Origin of the sequence: Bradyrhizobium sp. B025 (assembly GCF_042257955.1) — a bacterium.
GTDB classification, from domain to species: domain Bacteria; phylum Pseudomonadota; class Alphaproteobacteria; order Rhizobiales; family Xanthobacteraceae; genus Bradyrhizobium; species Bradyrhizobium diazoefficiens.
In genome coordinates this window covers 8,306,677-8,324,055 of the sequence record NZ_CP170150.1, presented here as the reverse complement: position 1 = coordinate 8,324,055, position 17,379 = coordinate 8,306,677, and the positions used below count along the sequence as shown (strand labels likewise).

19 protein-coding genes are annotated in these 17,379 nt (G+C 65.5%); 9 read left to right on the top strand and 10 right to left on the bottom strand.

Going from position 1 to position 17,379, the window contains the following annotated elements; translation table 11 throughout:
- Positions 1-2: 2 nt before the first annotated feature.
- From ACE10W_RS39445 to ACE10W_RS39435, 3 genes are read right to left on the bottom strand one after another with little or no spacing between them, the layout of a single operon-like run.
- Positions 3-605 (bottom strand): TlpA disulfide reductase family protein, encoded by a 603-nt coding sequence (locus ACE10W_RS39445; RefSeq protein WP_304549254.1) that lies wholly within the window; start codon positions 603-605, stop codon positions 3-5.
- Entirely contained in the window at positions 598-1,056 is a 459-nt protein-coding gene (locus ACE10W_RS39440; RefSeq protein WP_304549252.1) for a DsrE family protein, read from the bottom strand. The genes ACE10W_RS39445 and ACE10W_RS39440 overlap by 8 nt, the downstream gene beginning before the upstream one ends.
- Before the next feature lie 20 nt (positions 1,057-1,076).
- Positions 1,077-1,505: a DoxX family protein gene (locus tag ACE10W_RS39435; protein ID WP_028175129.1), complete on the bottom strand. Its 429-nt coding sequence runs from the start codon at positions 1,503-1,505 to the stop codon at positions 1,077-1,079.
- Between the two features lie 103 nt (positions 1,506-1,608).
- Here ACE10W_RS39435 and ACE10W_RS39430 point away from each other — a divergent pair, with 103 nt between their 5' ends.
- Positions 1,609-2,493 carry a LysR family transcriptional regulator gene (locus ACE10W_RS39430; protein WP_161532568.1) on the top strand — a complete coding sequence of 295 codons (885 nt, stop codon included), beginning with the start codon at positions 1,609-1,611 and terminating at the stop codon, positions 2,491-2,493.
- Positions 2,494-2,502: 9 nt separating this feature from the next.
- Here ACE10W_RS39430 and ACE10W_RS39425 read toward each other — a convergent pair whose 3' ends face one another.
- Complete coding sequence (locus ACE10W_RS39425) at positions 2,503-3,648, bottom strand: acyl-CoA dehydrogenase family protein (RefSeq protein ID WP_304549250.1); 1,146 nt, start codon at positions 3,646-3,648, stop codon at positions 2,503-2,505.
- Positions 3,649-3,774: 126 nt separating this feature from the next.
- On the opposite strand from ACE10W_RS39425, the gene ACE10W_RS39420 reads away from it, so the two are divergent.
- Positions 3,775-4,452 carry an alpha/beta family hydrolase gene (locus tag ACE10W_RS39420; RefSeq protein WP_028175126.1) on the top strand — a complete coding sequence of 226 codons (678 nt, stop codon included), beginning with the start codon at positions 3,775-3,777 and terminating at the stop codon, positions 4,450-4,452.
- A gap of 2 nt (positions 4,453-4,454) precedes the next feature.
- Here the strand turns inward: ACE10W_RS39420 and ACE10W_RS39415 are convergent, their stop codons facing one another.
- Positions 4,455-5,429: a ketopantoate reductase family protein gene (locus ACE10W_RS39415; RefSeq protein ID WP_161532566.1), complete on the bottom strand. Its 975-nt coding sequence runs from the start codon at positions 5,427-5,429 to the stop codon at positions 4,455-4,457.
- A gap of 153 nt (positions 5,430-5,582) precedes the next feature.
- On the opposite strand from ACE10W_RS39415, the gene ACE10W_RS39410 reads away from it, so the two are divergent.
- Complete coding sequence (locus tag ACE10W_RS39410) at positions 5,583-6,386, top strand: enoyl-CoA hydratase-related protein (RefSeq protein ID WP_304549248.1); 804 nt, start codon at positions 5,583-5,585, stop codon at positions 6,384-6,386.
- A gap of 11 nt (positions 6,387-6,397) precedes the next feature.
- Here the strand turns inward: ACE10W_RS39410 and ACE10W_RS39405 are convergent, their stop codons facing one another.
- Positions 6,398-6,670, bottom strand: coding sequence for a hypothetical protein (locus tag ACE10W_RS39405; RefSeq protein ID WP_304549247.1), 273 nt, complete (start codon positions 6,668-6,670; stop codon positions 6,398-6,400).
- Positions 6,671-6,737: 67 nt separating this feature from the next.
- Positions 6,738-7,622: a LysR family transcriptional regulator gene (locus tag ACE10W_RS39400; protein ID WP_028175123.1), complete on the bottom strand. Its 885-nt coding sequence runs from the start codon at positions 7,620-7,622 to the stop codon at positions 6,738-6,740.
- Between the two features lie 113 nt (positions 7,623-7,735).
- Between ACE10W_RS39400 and ACE10W_RS39395 the strand changes: the two genes are divergently transcribed.
- From ACE10W_RS39395 to ACE10W_RS39380, 4 genes are all read left to right on the top strand, one after another.
- Entirely contained in the window at positions 7,736-9,100 is a 1,365-nt protein-coding gene (locus ACE10W_RS39395) for an FAD-dependent oxidoreductase (protein WP_370204952.1), read from the top strand.
- A gap of 43 nt (positions 9,101-9,143) precedes the next feature.
- Positions 9,144-10,148 carry an ABC transporter substrate-binding protein gene (locus tag ACE10W_RS39390; protein ID WP_011082945.1) on the top strand — a complete coding sequence of 335 codons (1,005 nt, stop codon included), beginning with the start codon at positions 9,144-9,146 and terminating at the stop codon, positions 10,146-10,148.
- A 111-nt stretch (positions 10,149-10,259) separates the two neighbouring features.
- Positions 10,260-11,033, top strand: a complete 774-nt coding sequence (locus ACE10W_RS39385; protein ID WP_375762488.1) for an ABC transporter ATP-binding protein — start codon at positions 10,260-10,262, stop codon at positions 11,031-11,033.
- Positions 11,026-11,853, top strand: coding sequence for an ABC transporter permease (locus ACE10W_RS39380; RefSeq protein WP_375762487.1), 828 nt, complete (start codon positions 11,026-11,028; stop codon positions 11,851-11,853). Before ACE10W_RS39385 ends, ACE10W_RS39380 begins: the two co-directional genes overlap by 8 nt.
- 228 nt (positions 11,854-12,081) lie before the next feature.
- On the opposite strand, the gene gtdA is transcribed toward ACE10W_RS39380, so the two are convergent.
- Positions 12,082-13,122 carry a gentisate 1,2-dioxygenase gene (gene gtdA, locus ACE10W_RS39375; protein WP_011082942.1) on the bottom strand — a complete coding sequence of 347 codons (1,041 nt, stop codon included), beginning with the start codon at positions 13,120-13,122 and terminating at the stop codon, positions 12,082-12,084.
- Positions 13,123-13,294: 172 nt separating this feature from the next.
- Here gtdA and maiA point away from each other — a divergent pair, with 172 nt between their 5' ends.
- Together maiA and ACE10W_RS39365 are read left to right on the top strand one after the other, a co-directional pair.
- Positions 13,295-13,927, top strand: coding sequence for a maleylacetoacetate isomerase (gene maiA, locus ACE10W_RS39370; RefSeq protein ID WP_011082941.1), 633 nt, complete (start codon positions 13,295-13,297; stop codon positions 13,925-13,927).
- On the top strand, positions 13,917-14,429 hold the full coding sequence (locus ACE10W_RS39365) for a MarR family winged helix-turn-helix transcriptional regulator (protein WP_027545167.1): 513 nt from the start codon (positions 13,917-13,919) through the stop codon (positions 14,427-14,429). Before maiA ends, ACE10W_RS39365 begins: the two co-directional genes overlap by 11 nt.
- Positions 14,430-14,478: 49 nt before the next feature.
- On the opposite strand, the gene ACE10W_RS39360 is transcribed toward ACE10W_RS39365, so the two are convergent.
- Positions 14,479-16,092 (bottom strand): benzoate-CoA ligase family protein, encoded by a 1,614-nt coding sequence (locus ACE10W_RS39360; protein ID WP_304549238.1) that lies wholly within the window; start codon positions 16,090-16,092, stop codon positions 14,479-14,481.
- Entirely contained in the window at positions 16,089-17,243 is a 1,155-nt protein-coding gene (locus tag ACE10W_RS39355) for an FAD-dependent monooxygenase (RefSeq protein WP_028175116.1), read from the bottom strand. Before ACE10W_RS39355 ends, ACE10W_RS39360 begins: the two co-directional genes overlap by 4 nt.
- Between the last annotated feature and the right edge of the window lie 136 nt (positions 17,244-17,379).

Sequence of the window (17,379 nt, the reverse complement as noted above, 5' to 3'; positions counted from 1 at the left end):
GATCAGGCTTGCTCGCGATAGAATTGCAGCAACCGCGCGCCCGCCGGCGAGAGCCAGTCGGGTGCGCCGGTAATGTAACCCTCGATGTGGTTGCTCGCGCCGACCAGATAGGTCACGGGCATGCCGACGAGCGTGAAGGCCGAGGCTGAGGCTTCCGTCGTGTCATACGCATCGATGTAGCAGGCGAGGTTTTGCACGGCGAGACCGCCGAGGAACGCGCGGATCTTGCGCAGGTCCTTCGTATCGGTGCAGATCGCGACAACGTCGAGCCGATCCGGCCGCGATCCCGCGAGGCTTGCGAGCACAGGCAGGTCGAGCCGGCAGGCCGCGCACCACGTCGCCCAGAAGTTGACGAGCGTGATCCGGCCCGGCCGCGCCGTCAGCACAACGTCTTTTCCGTGCAGGTCCTGAAGCCTGAGCTGCGGCATCGTTGCGCGAGGCCGCACGACGGTAAACTGGCTGCGGCCGGCCTCCAACACCGGCGGCCAGGCGGGATCGCCGCCCTGCGCGCGGCTTGCGCGCGGAGGGACAAGGGCCGCCGGCGCGGCCATCAGCAGCGCTCGCCTGGACAGTGTCGTGCCGGGCGCACGAGGCTTCTCACGCATGGATATAGGCCCAGCCCTTCAATTGCAGATCGACGACGCGGCCGATCCCGAACGGGACGAGGCTCGCGCCCGATATCAACGGAATCGAGACCTGCTCCTTGGCTTCGGCGATCGCCTTCGACGACGCGCACATGCTGTAGGTGAGATTGGGCACCGACTGCCGCAGCGTCGCGAGCGGCTCGACCAGCGCAGTCTTGTCCGCCCGGAAGACGTCGATGCCCTTGCCGTTGGCGACGACCTCGATCAGCAATCGCGCGCCCTTGTCGGCAAAGTGCTTTGCGAGGTTGGCCGAGTAGCTGATCGCATGTCCCATGACATAGGGCTCGTTGCTGTCGATCAGGATCACGACGCCGTCGGCGAGACGATCCTCCCTGGCGGCGGCGCCGCCCGCGGTGAGGATCGCGGTGCCTGCGAGCAGACCCCTCCGGGACCATCCATTGGCTGAGATCATGGCGGCGGCGTTCCTGCCGGTCAGAGCTGACGCGGCGTAATCGGCGCCTTGCGGCCGCGTCCCCACAGCACGAACAGGCTGAGCGCGAGCAGGACGACATTGAGCGGCGTGACATCAGTCTCGCCACGCGAGAGGTGGAAGACGAGCGCGAACACCTGCAACACGGTGCAGCCGAGCGCGGCCAGCACCGTCAGCCGCGGCAGGATCCGCGTCAGGGCCGGAAGCAGGATGCCGATCCCGCCGGCAAGGTCGATCAGTCCGATGATTCGGACGAAAGTTTCGGAATACTGCCCGGCCCAGGGCATCATCGCGGCCAGCTGAGGGATAGGCGTGAGCAGCTTGACCAGCCCGGCCGAGGCGAAGACGAAGAAGATCAGGCCCTGTGCGGCCCAGAGGCCGATGCGAAGGGCGCGGCCCGGGGTGGCGGTTTCGAAGGTGGTGGCGGTCATGGTGGGTCTCCAGGGTCTGTGGGTCGCCACCATTTGATGGTTTCGCCTCATTTGATCATTATGCGTTCCATGATTGATTCCTTTCCTGGATGTTGATGATTTCATGGACTCGCTGGTCAGCATGAGGGTGTTTTGCCTGGTCGCGGAGCTGAAGAGCTTTGCGACCGCGGCGCAGCGCCTGCGCATTTCGCCCGCCATGGCGAGCAAGCACGTGATGCAGCTCGAGAAGCGGCTGGGCACGCGGCTGCTCAACCGCACCAGCCGGCGCGTCAGCCTGAGCGAGAGCGGCGCGCTCTATTTCGAGCAGGCGCGGCAGATGCTGGATTCGCTCGACGAGGTCGAGGCCGCCGTCAGCAAGGCGACCGTCGTTCCGCGCGGTACGTTGCGGCTGACCGCGCCGGTGTGGATGGCGAATGCGATCTTTGCGGGCGTGCTGGCGGATTACCAGGCTCGCTATCCGGAGGTGTGCCTCGACGTCGATCTCAGCGGGCGGCTGGTCAATCTGGTCGAGGAGGGATTCGATCTCGCCTTGCGCGCGACCGGCACGCCGGACGAGGCGCTGATCGCGCGTCCCATCACCAAGGTCCCCTTCTTGTTGGTTGCAGCCCCTGCGTTCCTCAAACGCGCCGGACGCCCGACGAAGTTCGCCGATCTCTCAGGCCAGGCGCTGTTGCACTATGCGCTTTATCCGGGAGAGAGCTTCTCCGTGAACAGGAACGGCACGGTCGAGACCATCAAGCTCAACCCGGTCCTGCGCAGCGGCAACGAGACGCTGCTCCACATGGCCGCGCTGGAAGGCATGGGCTTCGCCTTCCTGCCGAAATGGCTGGTCGCGGACGACATCGCCGCCGGCCGGCTCGTGCACATCCTGCCCGACGACATCATCTTCGAAGGGCGCCTGTTCGCGGTCTATCCGAGCCGCAAATACCTCTCCGCGAAGGTGAGGACCTTCATCGACTTCATCGCGGCCGACAAGCGGATGAGGTAACCAGCCGGATCACAGCGACCTTGCGATCAACAGCTTCATGATCTCGTTGGTGCCGCCATAGATCTTCTGGATGCGGGAATCGATGAAGATGCGCGAGATCGGGTATTCCTGCATGTAGCCGTAGCCGCCGAACAGCTGCAGGCATTCGTCGGCGGTCTGCACCTGCTTGTCCGAGCACCAGTATTTCGCCATCGACGCCGTGACGGTGTCGAGATCCCCGGCGACCAGGCGCTCGATGCACCAGTCGACGAAGACGCGCGCGATCATCGCTTCGGTCTTGCGCTCGGCGAGCGTGAAGGCGGTGTTCTGGAAATCCATCAGCGGCTTGCCGAAGGCCTTGCGCTCCTTGGTGTACTCGGTGGTGAGCTTGACCGCGCGCTCCATCGAGGCGACGGCGCCGACCGCGAGCGCGAGGCGCTCCTGCGGCAATTGCTGCATCAGCTGGACAAAACCCTGGCCTTCCTCCTTGCCGAGCAGGTTTTCCGGCGGCACCGTGACGTTGTCGAAGAACAGCTCCGACGTGTCGGAAGCGTGCAGGCCGATCTTGTCGAGGTTGCGCCCGCGCTTGTAGCCGTCCGCGCCTGCGGTCTCGACCACGATCAGCGAAATGCCTTTCGCACCGGCTTCGCCCGTGCGCGCGACCACGACGACGAGATCGGCGGCCTGGCCATTGGTGATGAAAGTCTTCTGGCCGTTGATGACGTAGGAATTGCCCTGCTTCTTCGCCGTGGTCTTCACGGCCTGGAGGTCAGAGCCGGTGCCGGGCTCGGTCATGGCGATGGCGCCGACCATCTCGCCGCTCGCCATCTTCGGCAGCCAGCGCTTCTTCTGCTCCTCCGAGCCGTAATTGAGGATGTAGTGCGCGACGATGGCGCTGTGCACGGAGACGCCGGTCGTCAGCTCCGGCACCGTGCTCTCGAGATCATCCAGCACGGCGGCGTCATAGGCGAAGGTTGCGCCCAGGCCGCCATATTCCTCCGGCACGCTCGCCAAGAGCGCGCCCATCTCGCCGAGCCCGCGCCAGGCGAAGCGGTCCACCATCTTCTGCTCGCGCCATTTCTCGGCATGCGGCGCCAGGTCCTTGGCAAGATATTTCCGGAACTGGTCGCGAAAGACGCCGAGCTCTTCGGTCATCCAGGAGGAGCGGTAGGACATGGTCACCTCGGTTGATGCGTCGTTCCGGCTTGGTAGGCTGGTCGGCGGCGACAATTATTGTGTTTTCAGGCTGCGCCGGTGACGCTACCAAGGCGGCCGGAGCAGCGTCTGTCGGGATGGCTGATTGTGGCGACCAAAACTCAAGAGCTCAAGCTCGACATCGAGCGCATCGGCACGGTCTCCGCGATCCTGACGCAGCCCGAAAATGCGCGCGCCTGTTACGTGCTGGCGCACGGCGCAGGTGCCGACATGCGGCATGCGTTCATGGACAAGGTTGCGGAAGGCCTCGCGGAGCGCGGCATCGCGACGCTCCGCTTCAATTTCCCCTATATGGAAAAGAAGCAAGGACGTCCCGACCAGCCGGCGGTCGCGCACGCCGCCATCCGCGCGGCGGTCGCGGAGGCGGCGCGGCTGTGCCCCGGCGTGACGCTCGTCGCCGGCGGCAAGTCTTTCGGCGGGCGGATGACCTCGCAGGCGCAGTCCAAGGCTCCATTGCCTGGTGTCAAAGGGCTCGCCTTCCTCGGCTTTCCCCTGCATGCCGACGGCAAGCCGTCGGCGGAGCGCGCCGAGCACCTCGCGGGCATCGCTATCCCGATGCTGTTCCTGCAAGGCACGCGCGACAAGCTTGCCGACCTCGGCATCCTCAAGCCCGTCGTCGAAGGGCTTGGCCCGAAGGCGACGCTGCATGAGGTCGAGGGCGGCGATCACTCTTTCGCGGTGCTGAAGAAGTCCGGCCGTAGCAACGAAGAGGCGCTCACCGAGGTGCTCGACGCGCTCACGACCTGGATCGGCGGGCTCGCCTGAACTCAGGCCGAATAAAGCCCCTTGTCGCGCGCCTTCTGGATCGCCAGCGCGGCGATCAGGTCGAGGGTCGGCGTCGGCAGGCCCGAGGTGCGCGCGAAGGCGGCGGGCGCCTTCACCAGCACGTCGATCTCCATGGCGCGGCCGATCTCGTAATCCTGCAGCAGCGACGGCTTGTGGTTGGGGGCGGGGCCGCTGCGCGTGACGCGCTTGACCTCGGGAATGAAGTGCTGCGCGATGTCGTTGGCCTCGTTCAACATGCGCGGAATGACCTCGGCAAAGGCGGGGTCGTCGCGCACGCCGCGTGCGGTCTGGCCGGTCAGCAGGCACAGCACCGACAGCGACATGTTGGTCAGCAGCTTTGACCAGATCGCTTCGCGGATCTCGGCCACCGGCGGCGATTCCAGCCGCGCATCGTTGAGGACGCCGCGGAGTTTCGTGATGCGCTCGCAATTGCGGTCGTCGCATTCGCCGATCAGCAGGCGGTTGCGGTCCGGGGTGAGGTTCTGCACCACGCCGGGCGCGACCACCTCGTTGGAGGAGAAGATGACACCACCGATGATCCGCTCCTTCGGGATGCAGGCGCGCAGGCGCCCGCCCGGGTCGAGGAAGGAAATGTCCGGCGGCGTCGGGTGCCGCGGCGGCAGGCCGATCCCGTACCACCAGGGAATGCCGTTCTGCGCGAACACGATCGCCGTGTCGTCTTGCAGCAGCGGCTTGATGCTGGAGACCAGTCCGGTCAGCGCGGTGGCCTTCAAGGTGCTGATCACGACGTCCTGCGGGCCGAGCTGGGCGGGATCCCCGGAGGCGTTCACCTTGGCGGTGACCTCGGAATCGCCGACACGCAGCTTCAGGCCGCCCGCACGCGCCGCCTCCAGATGCGCCCCCCGCATCACGCACGAGACCTCATGGCCGGCGCGCGCCAGCCGGACCGCAATGTGGCTGCCGACGGCGCCCGCGCCGAAAATGCAAATGCGCATGATGTGCCGTCCTGATCCCTTTGCTGCCACCCCGAGCCAGCATGACACAAGCCGCCATGCGATGGACGCGGCCGCCCCACGCCGGAAAGATATGGATCAGGGCGCGTGGCCTCGGCCATAGTGCAGGGCAAACAAACGACCGGAGGATCGCCGATGACTGCCAACCCCGTTTTGTGGACTTTGGATGAGCGTGGGGTTGCGACCGTCACGTTGAACCGGCCGGAGGTCAACAACGCCTATGACGGCGCGCTGATCGCGGGCGTGCTCGCGGCCATGGACGATCTCGGCAACAAGCCCAATTTGCGGGTCGTGGTCCTCCGGGGCAACGGCAAGCATTTCCAGGCCGGCGCCGACCTCAAATGGATCAACGGCGTGCGGCCGCAATCGGCCGAGGCCAACGAGGCGGCGTCGCGGGCGACCTTCGAGGCCGTGCAGCGGCTCAACACGCTGCCGATTCCGACCGTCGCATTGGTGCAGGGCGGCTGCTTCGGCGGCGGCACCGGCGTAATCGCGGCCTGCGACGTCGTGATCGCCGCGGACAATGCGCTGTTCTCGATCACGGAGGTGCGCTGGGGCCTGACCGCCGCAATCATCATCCCGCAGCTTTGCGATGCCATCAGTGTACGGCAAGTCCGTCGCTACGCGCTGACAGGCGAACGTTTCGGCGCCGAAGACGCCCGCCGCATCGGTCTCGTCCACGAGGTCGTGCCGCTCGCCGAGTTGGAGGCCGCCGGTGCAAAGGTGGTCGAGCAGCTCCTCGCCAACGGACCCGAGGCGATGGCCGAGACCAAGCGGCTCGCGCTGGAGAGCTCGTTCGGCGGGATGGCGGTGGACGATGCGGCGTACACGCGGCTCGTGCACCTGCATTCGGTCAAGCGCCAGAGCGCGGAGGCGGCGGAGGGGCTGGCCTCGTTCGCCGAAAAGCGGGCGGGGAATTGGGGTGGCGGGAAAGGCTGAGCGTTCTCGGCTCAGCAGCCGCGGCAGATGTTGTTGATGCTGCGATAGACGGCATCGTCATCCTGCCGCATCTGCCGCAGCGTTTCGAGAGTCTTGCCTTCATCGACCGGTTCAGCAGGCTTGCGCTTTGCGGCCAGCTCTTCCTCCTGCCGCATGTAGCAGGCCTCGCGATCGGCCTTGGCCTGGATGAAGCGGCAGTTCTGCTGCACGGCTGCGGCGGGAGTGGTGGAGATCGCAAGAGCGATCAGGGCTGGCAGGGCGAATTTCACGACTATCGAATCCATGGCGGCCCTTCTCTCAGGTCCGACAATCAAGAGCAACTGCGATCTTGTGACAGCCGCGCGACGCGGCTTACAGCGACGACGCGAGTGACGTTTTCAGCAGGGTGAGCAGCGCCTGCACCGCCGCCGCGTTGCGCCGGCGTTCGGGGATCGCGGCCTTCACCCACAATTCCGGAATCGGAAAGTCGCGCAGCACCGGCTTGAGCGTGCCGTCGCGCAAGGCATCGGCGACGAGATAATGCGAGATCAGTGCGATGCCGTTGCCGGCGATGGCGCTGCGCGCCAGCACGTGTCCCTCGTTGGAGGAGAGCAGCGGGCTGACCTGGATGCTGATGCGGCCGCGCGGCCCGTCAAAAATCCATTCCGGTCCCGTCGGCAGAAAGCTGAGGCAGCGATGCTCGACGAGGTCGCGCGGATGCTTTGGCGTGCCGTGCTTCTTCAAGTAGGCGGGGGAAGCGCAGAGCAGCCGCTTCAGCGCGCAGAGCGGCTCGTCGACCACGCCGCCGAAGGAGTGCGGGAAGGCGCCGATGGCGATATCAAAGCCTTCGGTGACGGGATCGACCGGGCGGTCGATCAGCACGATCTCGAGCTTCAGTCGCGGATTCTGGGTCTGGAAGGCGCTGAAGGCGTCGGCGAGGCGCGCCACCGTCAGCGAGGTCGGCGCCTTGATGCGGAGGTGATCGACGAGATCGTGGCCCTTCTCGCCCATGCGCGAGAGCAGGTCGGTGGCGTCTGTGACGACGCCACGCGCGCGATGCACATAGCGCTGGCCGGCGTCGGTCAGCCGCAATTGCCGGGTCGAGCGGTGAAACAGCGGCGTGCCGATCCGCGCCTCCAGCTGCGTGACGCGCTTGGCCACCACGGAGGTCGAGACATTGAGCTTTCGCGCAGCGGCGGAGAAGCCGGCCGCGTCCGCGGTGGCGAGGAACGCCTGAAGGTTCACCAGGATGTCCATCTCTGACCTTTCGCGATTCGAGAAAGCTGATCGCGTAATTTGGTGGATTGTAGCCCGCCTCGCGTTAATTCATAGTCGGTCCCAAGCAAGGATTTTCAGGGATAGGACGCGCCATGCGGGCCACGACGATCGAAGAACCAGCGCGCCAGGTGCCGCTCTACGGCGAATATGAGGTGGTCGTGCTCGGCGGCGGTCCGGCCGGCATTATCGCGGCGGCGTCGGCGGCGCGGGCAGGGCGGAAGACGCTGCTGATCGAGCGTTACGGCTTCCTCGGCGGCATGGGCACCGCGGCCGGCGTCACCAATTTCTGCGGCCTGCACGGCAACGTCTACGGCCAGGCCCACCGGCTGGTGCAGGGCCTGGCGTCCGAGCTCCTGGCGCGGATCGACCTGCTCAACGGCCTGAACACCCCGCATCTGATCCTCGGCAAGGTCTTTGCCCAGGCCTACGACACCGCGGCCTACAAGATTGCGGCCGACGAACTCCTGGCAAGCCACAAGGTCAATATCCTCTTCCACGCGCTCGGCGCCGGCGTGGTGATGGGCGATAGCAGCCGCATCGACGCGCTGATGGTCGAGACCAAGGCCGGCCGGCAGGCCGTGCGTTCGGAGATCTTCATCGACTGCTCCGGTGACGGCGATCTCGCGGTCTGGGCCGGGGCGCCGTTCGAAGTCGGCGACGAACACGGCCATCCGCTCTACCCGTCGATGATGCTCCGCCTCAACAATATCGATCCGGAAAAGGCGGGCGAGGCCTGGCGCACCATCCCGCAATTGATGGAAAAGGCGCTCGCCGCCGGCACCCACAAATTCCCGCGGAAAAGTGCCATCGTGCGGCCGCAGAAATCCGGCATCGAATGGAGGGTGAATTTCACGCAGGTCGCGCGCGAGGATGGCCACGCCATCAACGGCATCGAGCCCGACGATCTCACCCGCGGCGAGATCGAGGGCCGCAGGCAGGCGCTCGCCGCGTTCGAATTCCTGCGCACCGTGCCGGGGTTTGAGAAGTCCTACATCGTGGACCTGCCGCCGCAACTCGGCATCCGCGAGACCCGCCGCATCAAGGGCGGCTACCAGCTCAGCGGCGAGGACGTGCTCGGCTGTGCCTCGTTCGAGGATTCCATCGGCGTCAACGGCTGGCCGATCGAGGCTCACGTTCCCGGCGATGTGATCTTCACTTTTCCGCCAATCCCGGAATCGCGCGGCTATAACGAACTACCGTACCGGATGCTGGTGCCCGAGGGGGTCGACAATCTGCTGGTCGCCGGCCGCTGCGCCTCGATGACCCATGAGGGCCAGTCGGCCGCCCGCGTCTCGGGTGCCTGTTTCGTGATGGGCGAGGCCGCAGGTTCCGCCGCCGCGCTGGCGCTCTCCGGAAATCGGATCCCGCGTGACATCCCCATTGAAAAATTGCAGGAAACGTTGAAACAACAGGGCGCCTTCATCGGACGGGACCAGCCCGTGCCCGAAGGGCTTTGACGGGCTGCAAGAGAACGACCAAGACAACGACGGAGGAAACCGGATGATCGGGATTGCGCGGCTCGCGCTTGCGGGCCTGGTGGCGATCATGGCGATGGGCGCGGCGCAGGCTGAGGACGCGCTGAAGGCCAGGATCGGCGTGCTCCGCCTGTCCTCCTCCGCGCCGGTCTTCATCGCGCAGGACAAGGGCTATTTTCGCGAGGCCGGGCTCGACGTCGAGCTGAAGTTCTTCGACGCGGCGCAGCCGATCGCGGTCGCCACCACCTCGGGCGACGTCGATTTCGGCGTCACCGCGTTCACCGCCGGTCTCTACAATCTCGCCGGCAAGGGCGTGCTCAAGGTGATCGGCGGCATGAGCCGCGAAAAAGCCGGCTATCCCCTGATCGGCTATTTCGCCAGCAACAACGCTTACGCGGCCGGGCTGAAGACGCCGAAGGACCTCGCGGGCAAGCGCGTCGCGGTCACGCAGGTCGGATCATCCTTCCATTATTCGCTTGGGCTGCTCGCCGACAAATACGGCTTCAAGCTCGCCGACGTGAAGATCATCCCGCTGCAGTCGCTGTCCAATGCGGCGGCCGCGCTGAAAGGCGAGACTGTCGATGCCGCGCTACTGCCGATTTCTACCGCGCGAAAACTGATGGATGAGGGCGGCGCGAAGTTCCTGGGCTGGGTCGGTGACGAGACGCCCTGGCAGCTCGGCGCAGTGTTCGCCTCGCCGAAGACGCTGACCAACAAGGCGCTGGTGACCAAGCTGCTCGGCGCTTTGGCAAAGGCTGACCGCGAATACCACGACGTGATCCTCGCCGCGATGAAGGACGGCGTGGCGCCCGTCAACGAGCAGACCAAGCCGCTGCTGGAGATCATCGCGAAGTACACCAATCTGCCGGTCGAGCAGGTGGTCGGCAATTGCGCTTACATCGATCCCGACGGCAAGCTCGACGTCAAGAACGTCGACAACCAGATCAAATGGCTCCAGGAGCAGGGCTTTGCCGACAAGGGCTTTGACGCCAATACGATCATCGCGAAGGACTATGTGAAGGCGGATTGATGCTTCCGTCATTCCGGGGCGATGCGAAGCATCGAACCCGGAATCTCGAGGTTCCGGGTCTGATCCTTCGGATCATCCCGGAACGACGGAGAACCGGATAGACGAGACAGCATGGACCTGATCGCCAACCACATCACCCACCGCTTCGGCGACCTCGCCGTGCTCGACGACGTCTCCTTCACCGTCAGCGCCGGCGAGGTGGTCGCGATCGTCGGTCCTTCCGGCTGCGGCAAGAGCACGCTGCTGTCGATCCTCGGCGGGCTGTTGCAGCCGACCTCCGGCGCGCCAGAGCTGCGCGGGGCGCCGCCGGCGGACAGTCTCAATCCGCTCACCTTCGTGTTCCAGGATTTTGCGTTGCTGCCCTGGGCGACGGTCGAGGAGAACGTTGAATTCCCGCTGCTGCACGCCCAGCTCTCGGCGGCGCAGCGCCGCGCGCTGGTCGAGGATGCGCTGCGCCGCACCGGCCTGACCGATTTTCGCAAGACCTATCCAAAGCAGCTCTCCGGCGGCATGCGCCAGCGCGTCGGGATTTCGCGGGCGCTGGCGGTCAGGCCTGCCATCCTGCTGATGGACGAGCCGCTCTCGGCGCTGGATTCGCAGACCCGCGAGTTGTTGATGGAGGACTTCGTCCGCCTTCTCGCCGACGGCGGCATGGGCGCGGTCTATGTCACGCACAATCTCGAAGAGGCGGCGCGGCTCGCCGACCGCATCGTGGTGCTGTCGCGCCGGCCCGGGCGGATCCGCGAGGTCGTCACCGTGCCGATGACGCGCGCCGAGCGCGGCGAAACCGCGGCGCGCGAAAAGCTGCTGTTGCTTCAGAACCAGATCTGGTCGCTGATCCGCCAAGAGGCGATCGATGCCGAGCGCGAGGTCCAGCATGCTTGATCGCGCGCCGGTGGCGGAGACACCTGTCAAGAGCGAGGCGACCCGTCGCGTCCGCTTTCGCGGCGCGGGCTTCGTGCCGGCGAGTAGCCGCTTCGGCGGCTGGATCGCGCTCGCCCTCGTCATCGCGATCTGGCAGGCGGCCGGGAGCGCCGGTCTCGTCAATCCGCTGTTCCTGCCGGCGCCGTTGGCGATCGTGCGCGCGATCTACGAGCTCGCGATGTCAGGCGCGCTCTGGCAGCACCTCTCGGCCTCGCTGCTGCGCATCGGTGTCGGCTGGCTGCTGGGAACGGCGGCCGGCGTCGCCGTCGGCTTTGCCATTGGCCTGTCGCGGCTCGCGCGCAGCGTCGGCATCACCTTCATCTCGGCGCTGTTCCCTATCCCGAAGATCGCACTGCTGCCGCTGTTGATCCTCTGGCTCGGCATCGGCGAAGAGCCGAAGATCACGACCATTGCCTTGGGTGTGTTCTTCTCGACCGCGATCTCGGTCTATAGCGGCGTCGATGCGGTGCCGCGCAACCTGATCCGCATGGCGCAGAGCTTCAACGTGCCCTTCGCCACCATTGTGCGCAAGGTGATCTGGCCGGGCGCGCTGCCGGCGATCCTCGCCGGCTTCCGCATCACCGCCTCGGTGGCGCTGCTGCTCGTCGTCAGCGCCGAGATGATCGGCGCGCAATACGGCATCGGCGCCTTCGTGCTCCAGGCCGGCAATCTGATGCAGACGGATCAGCTGCTCGCGGGCGTGGTGATCCTGTCGGTGTTTGGCCTCGCGGTGGGCAAGGTGATCAATCTGCTGGAGACGCGGTTGCTGCACTGGCGGTGAGACATACTCCGTCATTGCGAGCGCAGCGACGATGTGGATGGAGACGCGCGCCAAAACCTCCATTGTCGTCCCGGCGAAGGCCGGGACCCATAACCCCAGGGAGAAGTTTGGCGAAGACTGGTAGTTACTCTTCGCTGGTACTCACACCACCTGCCGTCGATAGATCACGCGGTATGGGTCCCGGCCTTCGCCGGGACGACACCGAATGTAAGGCTATAGCACCCCGCCTTACGCATTCCCCCGATCCTCGCGAAACAGGTCGAGCTTCTGCTGCACGGGCCGATCCGAGAAGCTGAACAGCACGGCGTCGTCGTCGGCCTCGTGCGTCACCCAGTGCCAGCTCGGCACCACGAACAGGTCGCGCGGGCCCCATTCGAAAACGGCATCGCCGATGCGGCTGCGGCCGCGGCCTTCGATCGGGCAGAACACCGTCGCATCGGTGGAGCGGTATCGCGCAGTCTTGAACCCCTTCGGCAGCAACTGGATGAAGGTGCCGATGGTCGGCATCGCAAAGTCGCCGGTCTCGGGATTGCTGAACTTCAGCTTCAGCCCATGACAGGCGTCCCATTCCTGGCTCGCGCGAGCCTTCTCCAGCGCCTCGCGGGTATAGGCATAGGGATAGCTGAAGATCGGCGAGGTCTTCGAGCTCCGCTTCACGTCGACCGGCAGCAGATTGTGGCCATAGCGCGCAAAGCTGTCGCCGGCGGGCTTCGTGATCCTCTGCTGGTCCTCCTTCGAGCCTTCCGCAAAGGAGCAGTCGAAGAACTGCACCAGCGGGATATCGAGGCCGTCGAGCCAGAACATCGGCTCGTCAGTCTCGTTGGAATGATCGTGCCAGGTCATCGACGGCGTGATGATGAAATCGCCGGGCTCCATCGCGGTGCGCTCACCGTCGACGGCGGTGTGGGCGCCCTTGCCTTCGAGCACGAAGCGCAGCGCCGACTGGCTGTGCCGATGCGCGGGAGCGACGTCTCCGGGCACCACCATCTGTACGCCGGCATAGAGCGAGGTCGTGATTTTTGATTGCCCGCGCAGGCCCGGGTTCTCCAGCACCAGCACGCGGCGCTCGGCCTCCTTGGCCGTGATCAGCTTGCCGGCTTCACGCATGTAGTCGCGGATGACGTCGAATTTCCAGAGGTGCGGCCGGCAGGCGCTCTTCGGCTCCGGCGTGATCAGATCGCCCATCACCGTCCACAGCGCGGTGAGATTTTCGCCGTCGATCTTCTTGTAGAACGCCTCGCGTTCCGGCGTCTTGGTCACGGCTTCCATGGTGCGGCTCCCGTCGTTTTGTTGATTGACAGTATACTGACGATCTAGGTAGCGTCAACGCAGGGGGAAGGTCATTCCGGGGCGGCTCGAAGAGCCGAACCCGGAATCTCGAGATTCCGGGTTCGATGCTGACGCATCGCCCCGGAATGACAAAACAAAAGGGAGGGTTTCGATGAAGCTGCACGGCTATTTCCGCTCCAGCGCCGCCTACCGAGTGCGGATCGCGCTGAATCTGAAGGGCCTCGGCGCCGAGCATCTGCCGCATCATCTTCGCAAGGGCGAGCAATGCGCGCCCGCCTATCTCGCCATCAATCCGCAAGGGCTGGTGCCGGCGCTGGAGAACGATGGCGGTGCGGTGCTGACCCAATCGGTCGCGATCATCGAATGGCTCGACGAGACGCACCCCAATCCACCGCTGCTGCCGAAGGATCCGCTGCGACGCGCCAAGGTGAGGGCATTTGCGCTGGCGATCGCCTGCGACACCCATCCGGTGCAGAACCTGAAGGTGCTGGCGCGGCTGCGCGAGCTCGGGCTTGCGGAGGAGAAGGTCCAGGACTGGGCCGCCTGGGTCAACCGCGAGGGACTGTCGGCGTGCGAAACGCTGATCAGGGACGAGCCGGGCCCGTTCTGCTTCGGCGATGCGCCGACGCTCGCCGATCTCTGCCTCGTGCCGCAGCTTGCCAACGCGCGCCGCTTCGGCGTCGACGTCTCGGCCTATCCGCGCCTGCTGAAGGCGGAGGCTGCCGCCAAGGCGCTGCCGGCGTTCGCCGATGCCGCACCGGAGAAGCAGCCCGATGCCGAGTAAGCCTCCTCCCCCGATCACGATGGACGCGGTCTATGCCGCGCCGGGCTATCTGTTCCGGCGCATGCAGCAGATCGCGGTCTCGATCTTCATGGAGGAGTGCAAGGCGTTCGATCTCACGCCGGTGCAGTATGGGGCGCTGATCGCGATCCACACCCATCCCGGCATCGATGCGACGCGGCTGTCGGCGGTGATCGCGTTCGACCGCTCCACCCTCGGCAGCGTGATCGAACGGCTTCAGGCCAAGGACTATATCGAGCGCAAGCCCGCGCCCGAGGACAAGCGGATCAAGCTGCTCTACCTGACCAAATCAGGCGCCGCGATCCTGCGCGAGATCATTCCCGCCGTCGAACGCGCCCAGGCGCGCATGCTGGAGCCGCTGAAGCCCACTGAGCGCAAGGCGCTGATGGGACTTCTGGTGCAGCTCGTCGATCTCAACAACGAAGTCTCGCGGGTGCCGCTGCGGGCCGAGGACGCGCTGGAGCATCTGGGGAAGGGCGGGTGAGGCGAGGGTTTGCCGGGACGACAGCGAATGTGTGGCAGCGCCGTCGGCCTCACATCCGCAGCAACGCCTGCCGGTCGATCTTCCCCGTCCCCGTCTTCGGCAGTTCGTCGATGAAGATCACCTCGCGCGGATATTTGTAGGGCAAGAGCTTGCCCTTCACGTAATCCTGTAGCCGCCGCGTCGCTTCGCCTTGGTCGGTGGTGCGGCTGTTCATCACCACCACCGCCTTCAGCGTCATGCGACGGTCCGGCAGCTCGGCGGCGAACACCGCGCATTCGCGGATGTCGGGGTGATCGGCGAGGCAGAGCTCGACCTCGAGCGGATAGACCCACTGGCCGGAGATCTTGATGAGATCGTCGGCGCGGCCGCGGAAGAAGTGGAAGCCGTCGGCATCGCGGACGAAGCGGTCGCCGGTGTAGATCCACCCGCCCTCGCGGATGGTCTCGGCGGACTTGTCCGGCCGATTCCAGTACAGCGGCGTGTTGGAATCGCCGCGCACCCACAAGATGCCTTCCTCGCCGTCGCCGACCTCGCTTCCGTCCTTGTCGCGCAGCGCGACCTCGTAGCCGGGCACGCGCAGACCCGCGGCGCCGAGCTTCTTCCGTTCGGGACGGTTGGAGAGATAGATGTGCAGCACCTCGGTCGAGCCGAGGCCTTCGACGATTTCGAGCCCCGTGAGCGCCTTCCAGCCGTTGAAGACTTCGGCCGAGAGCACTTCGGCTGCGGAGAGCGCCATGCGCAGCGACGAGAAGTTCGTCTGTTGCGCGCCCTCGGCCTTGGTCAGCGAGGTGTAAAGCGTCGGCAGGCCGAAGAAGACGGTCGGCCTGTATTGCTCGATCGCCGCGAAGATCGTCGCCGGCTTCGGCTGTCCCGGCAGCAGCAGCGTCGCCGCGCCGACCGAGAACGGGAAGGTGACGGAGTTGCCGAACCCGTAGGCAAAGAAGATCTTCGGCACCGAGAAGCAGATGTCGTCAGGCGTCAGCTTCAACACATTCTGCGCGAAGGCCAGCTCGCTATAGGTCATGTCGTGCTGGAGGTGCACGATGCCCTTGGGCCGGCCGGTCGAGCCGGACGAGTACATCCAGAACGCCATCTCGTTGCGATGGGTGTCCGCTTCCGCAAGCTCGGCCGGGAATTGCGCAAGCCAGCTTGCCGCCGCGACCGCCGCAGGCGCAGCACGCTCGCCCATTTCGCCATTGACGACGATCAGCGTACGCAGGCTCGTGTCCTTGCACGCCTCTGCATTGAAGCGCGCGCAGAATTCGGACTCGGCCACCGCGACGGTCGCGCCGGAATCGGCGAGATAGAATTGCAACAGATCCGGCGGCGTCAGCGTGTTGATCAGGAGCGGCACGAAGCCGGCACGCACGGCGCCGAAGAAGGCGGCGGGATAAGCCGGCGTATCGTCGAGGAACAGCAGCACGCGATCGCCGCGTTTCAGGCCGAGCGAGATGAAGCCGTTGCCCCAGCGGCAAGCCTCCGCGCAGAGCTCGGCATATGTGCGCGTGCCCGCCGGACCAATCAGCGCGAGCTTGTCGCCATATCCCTTGCCGAGATTGTCGAACAGCACGCGGCTGGCGTTGTAGATTTCCGGAACGGCAAAGCCGATCTCGCGTGCGCCCGCGCTGTCCGCGGGCACCTGGTCGCAAATCTCACTGCTCATGCGGTAGCCTCACTGGCCGCATCCCCACCGTTCTTGGCGGCCTCGTAACGCGCCATGAAGGCCGGCGACATGGCCCGCAGCCGGGAATCGTCGATGCGGCCGGAGCGGGTGATGTAGCTGTAAGCAAAATCCATCAGGTCGAGCTGCATGTGCTGGGCAAAGTTCTCGTACCAGGAGGCGCTGGTTCGTGCGGCGTCGACGAGCTTCTGCACGACCGGTTTGCGCGCGGCCTGGTAGCGAAGCAATGCGGTGTTCAGATGCGCATCGGATTCCAGCGCCTTGACCAGCGCGATCGCGTCCTCGATCGCGAGCCGCGTGCCGGAGCCGATCGAGAAATGCGCCGAGTGCAGCGCGTCGCCGATCAGCACCATATTCTTGAACGACCAGTGCTCGTTCCAGACCCAGGGAAAATTGCGCCACACCGATTTGTTGGAGACGAGGCAGTGGCCGCCGAGCGTGTCGGCGAACACCTCCTCGCAGACGCCCTTGGACTGTTCGACGTCCTTGTAGGCGAAGCCATAGGCCTGCCAGGTGGCGTGGTCGCACTCGACCAGGAAGGTGCTCATGGTCGGCGAATAGCGGTAGTGATGGGCGTTGAAGGCGCCGCGGTCGGTCTTCACAAAAGTCTGTGACAGCGTGTCGAAGCGCTTCGAGGTGCCGTACCAGACGAACTTGTTGGAGGAGTAGGACAGCGAGGTGCCGAAATCGCCCTCGTAAGCGCGGCGCACCAGCGAGTTCAAGCCGTCGGCGGCGACGATCAGATCGTGGCCGTTGAGCTGGTCGATCCCGTGAATTTGCGTGTCGAAGCGCGGCGTGACCCCGACATCGAGCGCGCGCTGCTGAAGGAACTGCAAGAGCTCGAGCCGCCCGATCGAGGAGAAGCCGACCCCGTCGATGGCGACGCTGCCGCCCTGCAGGTTGAGCGTGATGTTCTCCCAGCTCTCCATATGCGGCGCGATCGCATCGACCGTCTCGGGGTCGTCGGCGCGCAGGAACTCCAGGGCCTGGTCGGAGAACACCACGCCAAAACCCCAGGTCGCGTCGGCCGGGTTCTGTTCGAACAGGTCGACTTGATCCTCGGGATGACGCTTCTTCCAGAGATAGGCGAAGTAGAGCCCGCCGGGCCCCCCGCCAATCACGGCGATCCGCAACGTCTGCCTCCCTAATTGACAGTATACTTACTATCTAGGGGTAGACTAATGTGCTCCGGCCTCCCGCGCCAGCAGAATTATCGGCCAAGCGCGGCGCGCCAAAGCTCGCTTCCGGACCTGCGTCTTGCGCGTGTCC

Bases quoted from the DNA above. Each gene is read 5' to 3' on its own strand.
- ACE10W_RS39400 (WP_028175123.1), bottom strand. From the start codon at position 7,622: ATGGACATCCTGGTGAACCTTCAGGCGTTCCTCGCCACCGCGGACGCG.
- ACE10W_RS39395 (WP_370204952.1), top strand. From the start codon at position 7,736: ATGCGGGCCACGACGATCGAAGAACCAGCGCGCCAGGTGCCGCTCTAC.
- ACE10W_RS39380 (WP_375762487.1), top strand. From the start codon at position 11,026: ATGCTTGATCGCGCGCCGGTGGCGGAGACACCTGTCAAGAGCGAGGCG.
- ACE10W_RS39410 (WP_304549248.1), top strand. From the start codon at position 5,583: ATGACTGCCAACCCCGTTTTGTGGACTTTGGATGAGCGTGGGGTTGCG.
- ACE10W_RS39445 (WP_304549254.1), bottom strand. From the start codon at position 605: ATGCGTGAGAAGCCTCGTGCGCCCGGCACGACACTGTCCAGGCGAGCG.
- ACE10W_RS39440 (WP_304549252.1), bottom strand. From the start codon at position 1,056: ATGATCTCAGCCAATGGATGGTCCCGGAGGGGTCTGCTCGCAGGCACC.
- ACE10W_RS39360 (WP_304549238.1), bottom strand. From the start codon at position 16,092: ATGAGCAGTGAGATTTGCGACCAGGTGCCCGCGGACAGCGCGGGCGCA.
- ACE10W_RS39430 (WP_161532568.1), top strand. From the start codon at position 1,609: ATGGACTCGCTGGTCAGCATGAGGGTGTTTTGCCTGGTCGCGGAGCTG.
- gtdA (WP_011082942.1), bottom strand. From the start codon at position 13,122: ATGGAAGCCGTGACCAAGACGCCGGAACGCGAGGCGTTCTACAAGAAG.
- ACE10W_RS39365 (WP_027545167.1), top strand. From the start codon at position 13,917: ATGCCGAGTAAGCCTCCTCCCCCGATCACGATGGACGCGGTCTATGCC.
- ACE10W_RS39425 (WP_304549250.1), bottom strand. From the start codon at position 3,648: ATGTCCTACCGCTCCTCCTGGATGACCGAAGAGCTCGGCGTCTTTCGC.
- ACE10W_RS39435 (WP_028175129.1), bottom strand. From the start codon at position 1,505: ATGACCGCCACCACCTTCGAAACCGCCACCCCGGGCCGCGCCCTTCGC.
- ACE10W_RS39390 (WP_011082945.1), top strand. From the start codon at position 9,144: ATGATCGGGATTGCGCGGCTCGCGCTTGCGGGCCTGGTGGCGATCATG.
- ACE10W_RS39415 (WP_161532566.1), bottom strand. From the start codon at position 5,429: ATGCGCATTTGCATTTTCGGCGCGGGCGCCGTCGGCAGCCACATTGCG.
- ACE10W_RS39385 (WP_375762488.1), top strand. From the start codon at position 10,260: ATGGACCTGATCGCCAACCACATCACCCACCGCTTCGGCGACCTCGCC.
- ACE10W_RS39405 (WP_304549247.1), bottom strand. From the start codon at position 6,670: ATGGATTCGATAGTCGTGAAATTCGCCCTGCCAGCCCTGATCGCTCTT.
- maiA (WP_011082941.1), top strand. From the start codon at position 13,295: ATGAAGCTGCACGGCTATTTCCGCTCCAGCGCCGCCTACCGAGTGCGG.